Raw genomic sequence first — 14,120 nt, forward strand, 5'->3', positions numbered from 1 at the left:
ACGTTTCAGGAGACAAGGGAGACAAGGGAGACAAGGAGGAGAGTACTACTATCTTTCTCATTTTTCTTCCGACTCCCGACTCCCAACTCCCGACTCCCTAGTATAGAAAGCTAAAGTTGTGTTACCGTAAACTTTTTGACGACAGATTTCTAAACCAGGTAAGGCTTGGGGTTGCCAAAGAACAGGATCGCACTCTACAGCGAGTTCTCCCTCTGGATGCAATAGTTGATATTGGGCGATCGCCTCTAATATTGGCTGATACAATCCACTGGCATAGGGTGGATCGAAGTAGATGCGATCGAATTGCTGTCCGGCTAGAGTTCTCAACCGCTTCAATACGTCACCGCGTAATACTTGAAACTGTTGTTCTGGTTTGGCTATTTTCTGCCAGTTTTGTTGAATAATGCTGCAAGCACGGCTGGATTGTTCGATCCCGACTACATAATTAGCGCCTCTACATAATGCTTCCGCACCCATCGATCCAGTTCCAGCACAGAGATCTAACCAGCGGCAATCGGTAATTTTTCCCTGCCAAATATTGAAAACAGCCTCCCGCACTCTACCACTAGTAGGGCGAGTATCTCTACCTGGGAGGGATTTTAATTGGCGATTACCAGAGATTCTGAGACTCATTGGAAGTGAGTGGGGCTTTGGTAATGGGTAATGGGTAATTGTGAATTGTGAATTGTGAATTGTGAATTGTGAATTGAATTAACTCCCGACTATACAAGAACTGTTTCCCTTACCTGCGCCACGAAGTTAGATAAAATTTGCAAGCCTGATGTAGAAGACTTTTCGGGGTGAAATTGGACAGCTACGAGATTATCTTGGGCGATCGCAGCTGTGATGATTTGGCTGCCATGAGTGACTGTAGCGGCGCGAACTTCAGAATTGACGGGATCGACGTAGTAGGAATGAACGAAATAAACCCAAGGATTAGGTTGCAACTTTTGCCATAACGTGCATTCGGGTTGAGTAAATTGCAATTGGTTCCAACCCATGTGGGGAATTGTAATTCCTGGTTCGGAGGTGAAGCGGCGGACAGTACCAGCAATAATTCCCAACCCTGGCTCTTTACCTTCTTCGCTGCTTTCAAATAAAATTTGCAAACCAAGGCAGATTCCTAAAAAAGGTATCCCACTGGCGATCGCCTGTTTGATGGGTGCTTCCAAACCCCGCGATCGCAAATGTTGCACGGCTGGATCGAATGAGCCGACTCCTGGCAGGACGATCGCATCTGCTTGTAGTATTTCTCGAGCGGAATCCGTAATTCTTGGGGTTGCGCCTGCATTTTCTAGTCCTTTACAGGCAGAGTGCAAGTTTCCCATGTCATAATCTACAACTGCGATCGTTGCCATATTTCATCCTCATTCCGGCACTCTCTTATTCTATTTCAAAGTGAGTAGTAGGTAGCGAGTGGGAAAGCAAGTCATGTATGATGCGGCGATCGCCGTGCTGAGGCTGTTGGTCAATGAGTGTACAATTTTTCCTACCTTTACCAAGACTAAACTCATCTTTGGAGTTAGACATTCTTTGATGGCAAAAAAAATTCTGCTAACTTCCTTTACAACCTGGCTACCCCATCACACAACGAATTCTTCTGACGACCTATTAGAAAAAATATCTCAACTTAACTATACATTTGTTGTTCTCAACTTTTTGCGCCAGTTGCCTGTCAACATTCGACTTGCCAGCAATATAGTGATGAAAAAAGCTTGGGTTTTAGAACCTAATTTAATTATTTGTTGCGGTATGGCAGAACGCCGACAGCATTTGACTATTGAATCTAATGCAACTTGTAATGGTAGGATTTTACAGACAAATATCGATTTAGAAAAGTTAGTACAGGAAAATGAGAGAGTAAAAATTAGTTACGATGCAGGTAAGTTTGTTTGCGAAGGACTCTATTATTCAGTTTTAGAATGGATTGTTCGTCATCAATTATCGACAAGTTGTATTTTTATCCACGTACCTATCTTGACAGAGCAAAATTTCGATTTAGTTGTGAATGATTTTGAATTCATTTTGCAAAAACTTGGCAACTATTAGATGAAACCAGCATTCAAATATGTCTTGTGGAGTTTTGGAGTAATTAGTTTAGGTATTGTTGGCTATGTTAGCTTTACCTTATGGCGAGTCTTGAGTATTGGCACGGCTTATCAAGCAAAACAATTTTGTTCGGGTGTGTTTGTCTCTCAACGCACTCCAGAGTCTATTTTCAATCGAGATGTCTTGGCTGAGATTGCGGGTTTATCAACTTTGGAACAGTCAATTGTCAAGTCAATTCAAGTAAATATCGATCGCCCGCAGCAATCTGTCACTGCAAGTATTTTGGGCTTGGCAAAACACCAAGCGATTTTTCGTCCTGGGCTTGGTTGTACTTTGGTTATCGATCGCTCTGTACAAGAGTTGCGATCGCAGGCTCAGCAACTCAACTTAACTCCACAACAAGATCGACGTTGGTTGACAGAAAAGACAAACCAACTTCCACCTGAAATTAACCAAAAACAACTTACAGCAGCTATGGACTGGATTTTCAGTTCCCAGCATGACTCTAGAGCTGTTGTCATTGTCTACAAAGGTCAGATTGTGGCAGAACGCTACGTATCAGGGTTTTCAGCTCAAATGCCTTTGCTAGGGTGGTCGATGACTAAGAGCGTGATGAATTCACTGATAGGCATTTTAGTCAAGGAGGGTAAGCTGTCGCTAACCGACAAAAATCTCATGCCAGAGTGGAATCATCCAGGCGATCGCCGCAGCCAAATTACGCTAGATTCGATGCTCCGCATGAGTAGCGGTTTGAAGTTTGATGAGAATGAGGGCAATCCTTTGGGTAATCTAATTCAAATGCTATTCGGTCAGAGTAACGTAGCTGCTTACGCTGCAAGTCAACCTCTGGAAGCCGATCCAGGTAGTAAATGGCAGTATGCCAGCGGTACATCCAACATTCTCTCTCGGATTGTGCGCCGCGCGATCGGCGATCGCGATGCCGATTATCTCACATTTCCCCGTCGCGCTCTATTCAATCCTCTGGGGATGTCTAGTGCAGTTATCGAACCGGATGCATCGGGAACCTTTATCGGTTCTGCTTTCATGTATGCTACGGCAAGGGATTGGGCGCGGTTTGGTTTGCTTTATTTACAAGATGGCATGTGGGAAGGGCAACGCATTCTACCCGAAGGCTGGGTGAAGTACAGTCGCACGCCAACTCCAGCAGCACCCAAGAAAAATTATGGCGCTCATTTTTGGTTAATGAATGTTTCTACACCCTCTGGACACAGCAAAATTATGACCGCTCAAGGATTTCAAGATCAGTACACTGCTATTATTCCTTCACACCAACTCGTTATCGTTCATCTTGGTAGGAATAAAAACAGAACGCGCCAACAATTTATTCCTCGCGTTTTAGCGGCTTTTGCTAATTAATTTGGATGGGTTTACAGGAAATATTTGTTGGAGTCAAAGATGCTTCGTGAAACCGCCTCTACAACTTTTGACTTTTAACTTTTGACTTGCTTATGCTGCCTTTGTTGCCAATTTTCCCCATTGCTCAAACCACTCCCCCACCACAAGAAATCGTACAACCGCGAATTGTGCGTCCTTTAGCTGGCAGTTTGGATGCAGTGCCAGTATTTAATAGTAATAGTCCCGAAAAAGTACAGGCAGAAGGAATCTTACTTTCCACTTTTCCGCCTGGTGGGAAAAAATCTAAATCCGCTCATCTGAATTTTCCTTTTAGGGGTAGATTCGATCTGTTTGCTCATCACGTTTTTCAACCGACTACACCGGACGATCTGCGATCGCTCTATTTAGGAGTCATATTACACAATCCTGGCAAGCGATCGATCCGTGTAGATATTTTGCAAGCAGCCAGTTATCTCAGCCAACCGGATGCACCATTTGCAGAATTACCACCTGTAACTGAAAATAACTTGGGTACGATATTTGCAGGACCAGGCGATCGCGTCATGAATGAGATTTTGCGCGGACAGCGACAGTCGAGTTTTCCGCCGCAACTGATTATTCCCCCCGGACAAAGCCAGATGTTAGTTAACTTGCCAATTCCAGTACAAGGTTTAGAACCGCCGATTAACGGACGGTCTACATTCATGCGCTTGCGGAGTAGTGGAACGGTATATGCTGCAAGTTTGGCAATGTACGCGCCGACCGATGCTAGCGGACAAGAGCGATCGCCTACTCTAGAAGAATGGCAGCAAATCTTAGAGCGTGGGAATTTAGCTGGACCCCGCGATAAAACTCCTACACCACCAGAACAAACGAGCGGTAAAGTTGTTTACGGTCGCGTGGCGGGAGTGGCGCAGGGTTCTCAATGGCGATCGCAATTGGTTGATAGTTCGGGTGCTTCTTCTTTAAGTATCCCGTCGCCAGGTGAAGCTTTTTCCTATGGTTTGAGTATGTTGAACCAAGGGACGTTGGGAACGAGTCAAATTCAAAGTGCGCCGATGCTGATTCGTTACCCAGATACAGCTTATCGCGCTCACGGTAACTATGGGATTCAATATAGTCTGAGTTTGCCACTACAAAACAATAGCGATCGCGATCGAACTGTCACCGTATCTCTAGAAACACCCCTGAAGGAAGACAAACTCAGTCAAGGCGGATTGCGTTTCTTTAGTTCGCCAGCAAAGCAAGTCTTCTTTCGCGGTACGGTAAGGTTGCGTTATAACGACGACCAAAACTTACCTCGGACGAAGTACGTGCATTTGGTTCAGACGAGGGGACAGCAGGGAGAACCATTAGTAACTTTACAGATGAAACCGGGCGATCGCCGTTTGGTACGATTAGACTTTCTTTACCCGCCAGATGCAACCCCTCCGCAGGTTTTAACAATTGGTACAAAATAGAGACATTACATAATTGTAGAGACGTTACATGTAACGTCTCTACACATGCCATAGATGCAAACGAGATTTGCAATCTTATTTTTTTAAACCAAAACCCGTCTTCTTCTTACTTCCACCCTTGTTTTTAGAACTAGATTTATTCACCTCTACAAAAGCTTCTTCAAATAAGTTGTGTAGATGAATAGGAACGCTAGCAATTTCCGGCAATTCGGGTTCTATCGGTTTATTGTATTCTTGCAATAGCAGTTCTAAGTCGCTGTCAAGTTTGAGCTGAGGGCGTTCTAAGATCGTTTGCAATACTTTTTCTAATTGCTTGGGGTATTGTCGTGCTAATTTCTGCCAGATAAAAGTGTTGATAGTAGCATTTTCTAAATAATACTTAACTAATTTTTCCGCACCTTCTTGCGATCGCCAGTCCTCAGCTTCTAACAACTCTACGAACTTAGTATATGTAGGTAGAAACATTTGTCCCCAGCGAGGATGAGAAATCGCCGTCACCTGTTCGGCTTTTTTCAGATCTGCTGGTAATTCTACTTTTGGTGCTACCATTTTAGTCTTGCTTTTATCAGTAAGAATCTGAGAAATTGCTTGCGAGTCTGCGCCTACTTCCTTGGCGGCTGCTGCGATTTCCTCATCTCCTACTCCCGCTTCTTCAGCCAGTTCTGATAAGCTTTTAGATTCGTCAACTCCGGCTGCTTTGAGGCGTTGTTGAGTTAGTATTTCTTGAAATTCAGCGACTTTTTTATTAAGTTGATAACCAGGCATCGTCACTTCTTCATTTCCAAAGAAATCTATAAATTCTTGATGATAGTTAGCCACAGATTGCCAAGCTTCTGCTAATAAATCTGGAGCATCGCTGTAAAGATGTTTTCTATAGTTGTCTTTAAAATTACCAATTGCTACGGCAAGTTTGGGTTTGCCTAATTTACCCATCAGCGTGTAAGCACAAGAAAATGTCCAATAATCATCGGTGACGGGTGCGATGCGAGTCAGTAAGATTTCTCCCTCTTTCCACCGAGACATTTCTTGTAATGTTTTCTCGTCGTTTGGCTTCACAGTGTAGTGTTTTGCTGTCAGCCAGTTCATGAATTCCAAACCATCAGGTAGAAGTTTAGTAATAGTAAATAAGCCGATAAAACTACGTTTCCAACTATTTAGCAATTGGCGATCGCTCTTAGTCAACTCAGGTTGGTTTTCGATAAATAAGTCTATGGGTGTTTTGTCGCCAACCTGTCCTTCGGTGATGAAAGTATCGATGACTATCTCTTGCTGAACCGCATCATAGCGATCTTTACGCGCATTGGCAGCAGCATAAGCCTCTAAAGCCTCAGCGAGTTCTCCTTCTGCATCGAGGACGAAATCGGTTAAGTCTTGTTTGAGTTGGCGCGATCGCTCTAGGATTGCTTCTACCATGAGGTTTTTTAGTAATATGGCTTTTACTAGGTTAAAGCTTGTATGGGAATTTGAGGATCTGACTGGTGTGAGATTGACAGAAATTATGTCACGCAAAGACGCGAAGACGCAAAGTAAGAATGCAAAAGGAAAACTTGCAAGAATTACAGTATCTCTTCCCCGACTCCCTACTCCTGTACGGGCGGGTTTGGAAACCCGCCCCTACCGACTCTCTTCCTCTAGTGTTTTGATCATCCAGTGAGACTGAATTTGATAGCCTAGTTTGTGGTATAGGTCTAAGGCTAGGGTATTAGATTGAAAGACTTGTAGACCAATTTGCCGATCGCCTTTTGTCCGCGCCCAATCTTCAAGATATCTCATTAATGCTTTACCGATACCCCGTTGTCTGTGTTCGGGTTTGACGTAGAGTAAGAATATATATGTATGGCGATCGCCTTTGACTTGATCTACGGCATTTCCTACCCACAGACATGCTACTTTTTCAGGGGAGTCGGGAATGGTATTTTGACTTTTGAATTTTGAATTTTGACTTTCCTCCACCCACCATAAGGGTGTATCCTTGGAAAAATATTGCTCGACGGTGCGCGCCAGATGAGCAAAGTTCTGTTTGGGGAAGATTTCTCGGTAACTCTGCTGCATGAATTGGATCAGCAGCGATCGCTCCGAGCTAGAGCCAGGATAAATTAAGTAGCCTGGTAGTAGCTGTTGAGTCACTTCAAAGTATGTGAGGTGCGATTGTACCTGCGGTGGCGATCGTTCTATCTAAGTTAACTTGGGCGTTGTCTGATTGAGGACTGACTTCTTCGGTAGGTGCGGGTGCAGCCATATCAGCCGGAATGAATATACGGGCGCTGACTGCAACTAAAGCAATTAAGAATACGAGTACGACTAATAACGGGGCGATGTATTGACGGAAGATAGCCATTTTGATTGTTAGTTGTTAGTTGTTGGTTGTTGGTTGAGTGTTGTTACCAATTACCCATTACCTATTACCTATTACCTATTCCATCCTACAACTGTTGCCAGTCTTCTTCATCTAGTCCTGGTCTGGGTAATATATACTTCGAGTTCCAAGGGGCAACGATAGGTAAAAGTAACAGTCCTGGTATGGCAGCAACTATTGTTAGTAAAAAGAAGGTTGCCCAACCTGTTGCTTTGGCAATTTCACCAGCCGGTCCAGCTAAAATATCTCTACTCATTGCCATTAAACTCGAAAATAAGGCAAATTGAGTTGTAGTAAAGCGGCGATCGCATAGGCTCATTAGGTAGGCAACAGTTACGACTGTGACTAAGCCAGCACAGAAATTTTCAATATTAATTGCTATGACGAGTAGCGAACTATTTTTTCCGGCGATCGCTAGGGCATAATAGCCTAAATTACTCATCAGTTGCAGAATTCCAAATCCCCACAAGGCGCGGTTAATCCCAACTTTTGTTAAAATAACTCCGCCAATTAATACTCCTACAGTTGTGGCTAAAAATCCCATTCCTCCTTGAATTGCGCCAATTGCGCTTTTACTAAAACCTAAATCTACTAAAAATGGATTTGCCATATTTCCTACTAAGGCATCTCCTAACTTATAAAGCAAGATAAATAGTAAAATTAGAATTCCTGCCCCAAGTCCTTGACGCTGAAAAAATTCTTGGAAGGGTAAGTAAATTGCCTCTTGCAATGTTTGTGGCGATCGCTCTGTGGCTATTTCCCTAGTTTTTGTTGGTAACAAAAATGATACAGCCAACCACACTACAATTAAAGCTGCGATTATCCAATAAAATATAGGTAAAGGTAGATAACCCATCCCCACTGCTAAAAGGAGTCCTGAAATTAACAAGCCACCGCCAATTAAAAAGACTATATCTTTAACAGTAGGAGGCGATCGCTCCTCTAAAATATCGTTCTCTGGTTGGGGCGACCAAAAAGTTGTAAATAGTCCAACTCCCATCAAAGCCGCCATTAACAAATAAACAACTTGCCAAGGTAAATAATCAGCTAAAACTAAAGCTAAAAAACTCGTGACTAACAAAGCCATCCGATAACCGAGTACCCAAACAGATGCCCCAGTTTCTAATTCTTGTGGCTTCAGTACATCAGTTCGATAAGCATCACCCACAATATCTTGAGTTGCACTGAAGAAAGAAACAATTAAAGCAGTAATTGCCAATAAATTTAAGACTCTTACATCTTGAGTAGGTTGTTGAAAAGCCAAAGCAGCGATCGCCACAATTAACCCAATTTGAGTTATCGCCAACCACCCCCGCCTACGCCCCAAAAAAGGGGGTACAAACCGATCCAACACAGGCGACCACAAAAACTTTAAAGAATAGGGTAAAGCCACTAAGCTGAACCAGCCAATAACCCCTAAATCGATATTTGCCTCCTTCATCCAGATTTGCAGAGTTCGACTCGTTAAAAACAACGGTAAACCCGAAGCAAAACCCAGCAGCAACAAAGCCGCCATCTTGCGACTTTGAAAAACTTGTACCAGCGATCGCATTGCTGTCACTTTCAAAGACTCCCATCAGATACAACAGCATTAAATCAGCGATCGCTTTTCTGGTGGTTTCTTAATCAAACCTTTAGAATCTCACGCAAAAGACCTTTAGCGCTCTTCTTTGCGACTTTGCGACTTTGCGCGACATTAATTTTCTTAAATATCTTGAGCAAACCCGCCCCTACATCACAATCGTCTCTTTTATCTGAGCCGATCGCCGCGCTGCATCTGCAACTTTCAGAGCATACAAACTTTCATTTGGAGATACATACAAAGGCACACCCATATGTAAATGGTCTAATACCATACTTGTATCTTTAGCAAATAATCCACGTCGAGAACCAATATCAATTTTTGTTGTTTCCTCTGCTTGAATTAAAACGCCATCATCCTTATCAAAAATTAAACCACCTCGATCGGCATGAACCTCAAATTTGCGCTCGTTTTGCCACAAAGTTTCCCCTTTACCATAACTAACTTCGGCAATCGCTCCGCTAGTAAATCGAATTTGCGCCGTACACAAACACACTTGAAAAAATGACTCGGGATCTGTACCCCAATAACGATTTTGACAACTGATAGTCTCAACCGTACCGAACAAATCTGTAAGGCGATGAATTCTCGATAGCGCACCACATAGAGGAAAGCCAAACATCTCTTGATTGTAAGTCCAACGTCGAGGCGCGGGGCGTTGGGGATTCATCGTGCTGTAACGGGCGTAGAACGGGCTACCAACTTGTGGTAAATACTGTTTTAAAGCTTGGTGTAAGCCACCGAGTAACTCAATATGTTCGACGTGCAATAACCGATTTTGACTTTTAGCTAAAGCAATAATTTCCTCTGCTTGAGCCACATCCAAAGCCAAAGGATATTCTACAACGACGTGCTTATGGTTTTGTAAAGCAGCTTTGGCGATCGCTCCATGATCTGAGTTAATCGTACAGATAACAACGAGATCGATATCTTCCCGTGCTACTAACTGTTGCCAAGAATCAACCGCTTGGGCTTGATATGTCTGACTAAAAGTGGCTGTCTTTTCGGGAGTATGCCCAGCAATTGCAACGACACGCGATCGCTCGTCTCGTCCAAAAGATTCTGCTCTTAACTTCGCTGCATAGCCAGTACCTACTATTCCGATATGTATTTGGTTATTGGTCATTAGTGAGTGGTGCGTGGTAAAAGATAAGAAGAAAAGTTTTGACTTTTGACTTTTGACTTTTGACTTTTAACTTGTTTATGATGTTCCGAAACGGCTAGTAGGTGCTGAAGTTATGCTCTGCTGCCTCAATCCCAACTGCCAAAATCCAGTTAACCCTGACGATCGGGAATATTGCTTCAGTTGTGGCATAAAGCTCGTTCCGAGTTTGGGCGATCGCTTCCGTCCACTTTACCCCCTAGCTGGTGGTGGCTTGAGTCAAATATTTCTCGCTCAAGATCGAGATGTACGAGAATCTTACGTGGTACAACAATTGACGTTGCCTAGAGCTAATAACTACCGTCTCGTCTCGAATATTTTTCAGTCTCTAGCGAAGAAATTAGCACAAATTGGCGAAAACGAGCGAATTCCTACTCTGTCGGCTTATTTTACCCAAGGAAATTATTTTTATTTAGTTCAACCAGCAATTTCGGGGCAAACCTTAAAACAGGAATTAGTTCAGCAAGGAACATTTAGCGAGCAACAAATTTGGGATGTCTTAGGTCAAATATTGCCGTTACTCTATTTCATCCACAAGCGCCAGATCGTTCACGGAAATATAAACTTAGAAAGTATTATCCGCCGTAATAGTGATGACAGGTTGATGTTAATTAACTTCGATCTGACCAAACAGCTATTTCATCCAAACAATGTACATCCAAACAACTCATTTGATGATGACTGGGCATCACAAACAAATATCGATTTCTACGATTTAAGTGTAGCTTGTCTGCATTTATTATCTGGACATCCCTATTTTTCTTGGCTTCAAGGCGATCGCAACTGGAGTGCGAATTGGCAACGCCACCAGTTATTACAAACAGTTAGCCAGGAACTCGCGCAGGCGATCGATCGGTTACTACAAAAAAAACCTCAGCAAAACTATCTTGCAGTAGCGCGATCGCCTCAGCCGATTGTACCTGCACTGACAACCCCGTTAACCGCAGTAGAAACCGCAGCTTTAGTATCCCCGCAGGCAAACACTTCAGCCACATCGCCTCAACCCACAGTCATAACTCCAGCAGCAAAACCATCTAAACGGAGTCGGCTTTTAGGTGGCTGCTTTCTGCTGTTACTGGCACTAGTAGCATATTTGTATTACTGGCAACAAAGGCAAGTCACTACCATAACAGGGCATACAGATGAAGTGAATAGTGTTGCCTTTACTCCTGACGGTAAAAAGTTTGCTACTGGTAGCGACGATCTCACTGTCAAAATCTGGGATGCAACTAGCTGGCGAGAAATTCGCTCGCTTGAGGAACATTTAGACTGGGTTTATTCGGTGGCGATCGGTAATGACAATCAAACCCTTGTCAGTGGCAGTAAAGACAATACCGTAAAAGTTTGGAATCTCAACACTGGGCGAGAATTCAAAACTCTACGCGGGCATAAAAGCTATGTCAATTACGTTGCCATTAGCCCAGACGGACAAAAGATTGCCAGTGCCAGTTATGACAAGACGGCTAAAATTTGGGATCTGAAAACAGGGAAAAATATTACCCTTACAGGGCATACAGCGGAAGTTCTCACCGTTGCCATCAGCCCCGACGGACAGAAGCTAGTCACTGGAAGCGGCGATAAGACTATGAAAATTTGGGATTTAAACCATAATCCAGTCAAAGAATTGCGCACCCTCAGAGGACACAAAGGTGCGGTTTGGTCTGTTGCCATTAGTCCAGATAGCCAGAAACTTTACAGCGTCAGCGACGGCACGGCGATCGCAGTTTGGAATCTCAACACTGGTAGAGCAATTCGGACGATCGCAGGTCATACTGCCGATATTAATTTCGTGGCTGTGAGTCCAGATGGGCAAACAATCGCTACGTGTAGTGACGATCGGACAATAAAGCTTTGGAACATCGTTTCGGGCGCAGAACTCGCCACGTTTAAAGGGCATACAGCAGCAGTTTGGGCTGTGGCATTCAGCCCTGATGGGCGCAAGTTGGTAAGTACGAGTGAGGACAAAACAGTTAAGGTGTGGCGCGTACCGCAATGAGGGGAGAATTCGGAATGAATTATGACTTGTGACTTGTGACGTTTGACTTGTCCCCGTCCTTGACAGCTCGTCATTTGACAAAGAGTACATATTTTTTAGTATATTTTCAGTATATTTTGGGTATTTCTACCCTAGAAATAACTAGCCAAGGAAGATAAACCAGAGGAGAAGAAACTTTCCTCAATTTTCTTGATGCAAGTGATAAAAATTCTCAATTAGCTTGCAACAATGTTTGAATGACTTTATACTCTCTTGTGAGGCAATTCTTGTTTTCTAGACCTCCGCTCAAGCGCAAACCTACCTAATTACATTCTGAAATATAGATCTTACGCTCGTCAATAATGCCATTTAACATACCTGAATTTGGAAATCTACATCTGGTAACTGCTTATGTCATCTCTCTCGCCGACGATTACTATAGCTGAGAATTTATCTCAGCAAATGTTCAAGCGTCATGACTCAATTCCCCTAAAATCGGAGATGCTATTGCATATCGAGCGGGGAGTTGTTCGCACTGTCACTTGGAGTGAGGAGGGAACAGTAATGACATTGGGGTATTGGGGTACAGGTGATGTCATCGGTCAGCCTTTGTCGAATATCCAACCTTATCAAGTTGAGTGCATTACGAGTGTAGAAGTCAGTTACGTTCCCTCGTACCAACGAGAATGGGTATTGACGGCAATTTGCCGGCACGTACAACAAGCGGAGGAACTACTAAGTATTATTCGTCAAACCAACGCTCGCGATCGCCTGCTACAAATGCTACTGTGGTTAGCGCGTAAGTTTGCCCGTCCTGTGGAACGCGGACGGTTAATTGACCTACGCCTGACTCATCAAGAGATCGCAGAATTTATTGGTATGACTCGCGTATCCGTGACGCGCCTGCTATCTCAGCTCGAACAAGAAGGTATCATCGATCGCCCCCGCCGCCATTTCATTGTCTTATTAGATCGTCAAACTAAATTTGCCTGATTTATAACGATTTATTATTAGCTTATGGTGGGCATTGCCCACCAGATTAACATCTACTTTTCAACAACAGTTCTGATAAAATCAAGGCAATATTCCAAGCATCATCCCCACCGCGATGATGCGTGCCTTCGAGGAGAAAATTGAGTTTTTCTAATGCTTCTGCCATGCCGATTTCATTGGGTAGAGCATGAATAACTGCAAATAGAGTTTTGACGTTGATATGTCTGGAACCAAAAGGATAATTTATCTTTTTGAACTGGCATTGTTTTTCAAATTGTCTTCTATCATAATCTCCAAAGCTTGCCCAAATTCGCTGTTGCGATTGATATTTGTTTTTCAGAATTGTGCAGGCTTCTTTTAAGGAAATACCTCGTTCTACTTGGGCTTGGGTTAGAGTGGTAAGTTGGGTACAAAATTCGCTGACTTGAGATTTTTCGGGTTTGACTAAAATACTTTCTTTTTCTAGTCTTTTTCCTGAAGCTACATCAACTGTACAAATTCCAATTTCGATAATTTCGCTTTCTTGTCCGATTGGTGGTTTGTCTTGCCAGCAAGTAGATTCGATGTCAATGACTATAATTCGATCTGTTTTTTTAGCCACTTATTTATACTCATTAGGGTTAAAGATCGTTTTTGTTTCGCGCAAAGTCGCAAAGTCGCCAAGAAGAACGTAAAAAAATATTAGGGTGAGAAAGAATTAGATTTATCTTCACATTGTCTATGACTGAAATCTATGGTTTGAAATACTCGCTGTTCTGGTTCTGGAGGTAAGCTAGCTGCTATTTTTCGATCTTCGGCTGCACCTTTTTTATCACCAATGCGATCGCGTGCCATAGCTCTTTTAGAATAAGTTGTAGCAGCTGATGCTGGATCGAGTTGAATAGCTGTTGTATAGTCAGCGATCGCACCTCGATAATCTTCCACAGCAAAAAGCGCCTCAGCTCTACCGTAATAATTAAAAGCAGAGAAACTTGTCTCGTTGCCAAACTTAATTGCTTGCGTATAATCTGCGATCGCACCCTGCTTGTCTCCCGATTTATATCTCAACCAAGCACGACTACTATACGCTGAAAGCTCGCAAGGATCTACTAACCAGAGCATAGAATGGTGAACAGTTTTAGGCAGCGGAGTAAGCAACATGTTTCTCACGAAAAAAGTTTTGTACAACGTGTGGTTGACGTTGTGTA

General features: G+C 43.3%; 14 protein-coding genes. 5 read left to right on the forward strand and 9 right to left on the reverse strand.

What is annotated here, in order from left to right:
* Window positions 1-57: 57 nt before the first annotated feature.
* Together rsmD and hisH are read right to left on the reverse strand one after the other, a co-directional pair.
* On the reverse strand, window positions 58-633 hold the full coding sequence (gene rsmD, locus H6G17_RS26700) for a 16S rRNA (guanine(966)-N(2))-methyltransferase RsmD (protein WP_192161603.1): 576 nt from the start codon (window positions 631-633) through the stop codon (window positions 58-60).
* A gap of 89 nt (window positions 634-722) precedes the next feature.
* The gene (hisH, locus tag H6G17_RS26705; RefSeq protein WP_192161604.1) at window positions 723-1,358 is read right to left on the reverse strand and encodes an imidazole glycerol phosphate synthase subunit HisH; all 636 of its coding nucleotides are present in this window, start codon (window positions 1,356-1,358) and stop codon (window positions 723-725) included.
* A gap of 58 nt (window positions 1,359-1,416) precedes the next feature.
* Here hisH and H6G17_RS26710 point away from each other — a divergent pair, with 58 nt between their 5' ends.
* The 3 genes from H6G17_RS26710 to H6G17_RS26720 all read left to right on the forward strand — a co-directional run bounded on the left by H6G17_RS26710 (window position 1,417) and on the right by H6G17_RS26720 (window position 4,865).
* The gene (locus H6G17_RS26710; RefSeq protein WP_347276475.1) at window positions 1,417-2,049 is read left to right on the forward strand and encodes a peptidase C15; all 633 of its coding nucleotides are present in this window, start codon (window positions 1,417-1,419) and stop codon (window positions 2,047-2,049) included.
* Window positions 2,050-3,426 carry a serine hydrolase gene (locus H6G17_RS26715; RefSeq protein WP_192161605.1) on the forward strand — a complete coding sequence of 459 codons (1,377 nt, stop codon included), beginning with the start codon at window positions 2,050-2,052 and terminating at the stop codon, window positions 3,424-3,426.
* 92 nt (window positions 3,427-3,518) lie between these two features.
* A complete protein-coding gene (locus H6G17_RS26720; protein WP_192161606.1) occupies window positions 3,519-4,865 on the forward strand; it encodes a DUF3370 domain-containing protein in 1,347 nt (448 codons plus the stop codon).
* Between the two features lie 75 nt (window positions 4,866-4,940).
* Here H6G17_RS26720 and H6G17_RS26725 read toward each other — a convergent pair whose 3' ends face one another.
* From H6G17_RS26725 to H6G17_RS26745, 5 genes are all read right to left on the reverse strand, one after another.
* The gene (locus tag H6G17_RS26725; protein ID WP_192161607.1) at window positions 4,941-6,278 is read right to left on the reverse strand and encodes a hypothetical protein; all 1,338 of its coding nucleotides are present in this window, start codon (window positions 6,276-6,278) and stop codon (window positions 4,941-4,943) included.
* 201 nt (window positions 6,279-6,479) lie between these two features.
* Complete coding sequence (locus H6G17_RS26730; protein ID WP_192161608.1) at window positions 6,480-6,992, reverse strand: GNAT family N-acetyltransferase; 513 nt, start codon at window positions 6,990-6,992, stop codon at window positions 6,480-6,482.
* A gap of 1 nt (window position 6,993) precedes the next feature.
* Complete coding sequence (locus H6G17_RS26735; protein ID WP_192161609.1) at window positions 6,994-7,203, reverse strand: hypothetical protein; 210 nt, start codon at window positions 7,201-7,203, stop codon at window positions 6,994-6,996.
* Between the two features lie 85 nt (window positions 7,204-7,288).
* Window positions 7,289-8,782: an MFS transporter gene (locus tag H6G17_RS26740; RefSeq protein WP_192161616.1), complete on the reverse strand. Its 1,494-nt coding sequence runs from the start codon at window positions 8,780-8,782 to the stop codon at window positions 7,289-7,291.
* 169 nt (window positions 8,783-8,951) lie between these two features.
* Entirely contained in the window at window positions 8,952-9,929 is a 978-nt protein-coding gene (locus H6G17_RS26745) for a Gfo/Idh/MocA family oxidoreductase (RefSeq protein WP_192161610.1), read from the reverse strand.
* A gap of 112 nt (window positions 9,930-10,041) precedes the next feature.
* Here H6G17_RS26745 and H6G17_RS26750 point away from each other — a divergent pair, with 112 nt between their 5' ends.
* Both H6G17_RS26750 and H6G17_RS26755 read left to right on the forward strand, forming a co-directional pair.
* Entirely contained in the window at window positions 10,042-11,961 is a 1,920-nt protein-coding gene (locus H6G17_RS26750; RefSeq protein WP_192161611.1) for a 4-Cys prefix domain-containing protein, read from the forward strand.
* A 390-nt stretch (window positions 11,962-12,351) separates the two neighbouring features.
* Window positions 12,352-12,933: a Crp/Fnr family transcriptional regulator gene (locus tag H6G17_RS26755; RefSeq protein ID WP_192161612.1), complete on the forward strand. Its 582-nt coding sequence runs from the start codon at window positions 12,352-12,354 to the stop codon at window positions 12,931-12,933.
* A 46-nt stretch (window positions 12,934-12,979) separates the two neighbouring features.
* Here the strand turns inward: H6G17_RS26755 and H6G17_RS26760 are convergent, their stop codons facing one another.
* Window positions 12,980-13,534, reverse strand: a complete 555-nt coding sequence (locus H6G17_RS26760) for an exonuclease domain-containing protein (RefSeq protein WP_192161613.1) — start codon at window positions 13,532-13,534, stop codon at window positions 12,980-12,982.
* Window positions 13,535-13,614: 80 nt separating this feature from the next.
* A partial coding sequence (locus H6G17_RS26765) for a tetratricopeptide repeat protein (protein ID WP_206757177.1) occupies window positions 13,615-14,120 on the reverse strand: 506 nt, incomplete at its 5' end.

It is taken from the genome of Chroococcidiopsis sp. [FACHB-1243] (assembly GCF_014696895.1).
Lineage (GTDB): Bacteria > Cyanobacteriota > Cyanobacteriia > Cyanobacteriales > Chroococcidiopsidaceae > Chroococcidiopsis.

Coding starts and splice junctions, on each gene's coding strand:
- rsmD (WP_192161603.1), bottom strand. CDS start 633: ATGAGTCTCAGAATCTCTGGTAATCGCCAATTAAAATCCCTCCCAGGT.
- hisH (WP_192161604.1), bottom strand. CDS start 1,358: ATGGCAACGATCGCAGTTGTAGATTATGACATGGGAAACTTGCACTCT.
- H6G17_RS26715 (WP_192161605.1), top strand. CDS start 2,050: ATGAAACCAGCATTCAAATATGTCTTGTGGAGTTTTGGAGTAATTAGT.
- H6G17_RS26720 (WP_192161606.1), top strand. CDS start 3,519: ATGCTGCCTTTGTTGCCAATTTTCCCCATTGCTCAAACCACTCCCCCA.
- H6G17_RS26725 (WP_192161607.1), bottom strand. CDS start 6,278: ATGGTAGAAGCAATCCTAGAGCGATCGCGCCAACTCAAACAAGACTTA.
- H6G17_RS26735 (WP_192161609.1), bottom strand. CDS start 7,203: ATGGCTATCTTCCGTCAATACATCGCCCCGTTATTAGTCGTACTCGTA.
- H6G17_RS26745 (WP_192161610.1), bottom strand. CDS start 9,929: ATGACCAATAACCAAATACATATCGGAATAGTAGGTACTGGCTATGCA.
- H6G17_RS26750 (WP_192161611.1), top strand. CDS start 10,042: ATGCTCTGCTGCCTCAATCCCAACTGCCAAAATCCAGTTAACCCTGAC.
- H6G17_RS26755 (WP_192161612.1), top strand. CDS start 12,352: ATGTCATCTCTCTCGCCGACGATTACTATAGCTGAGAATTTATCTCAG.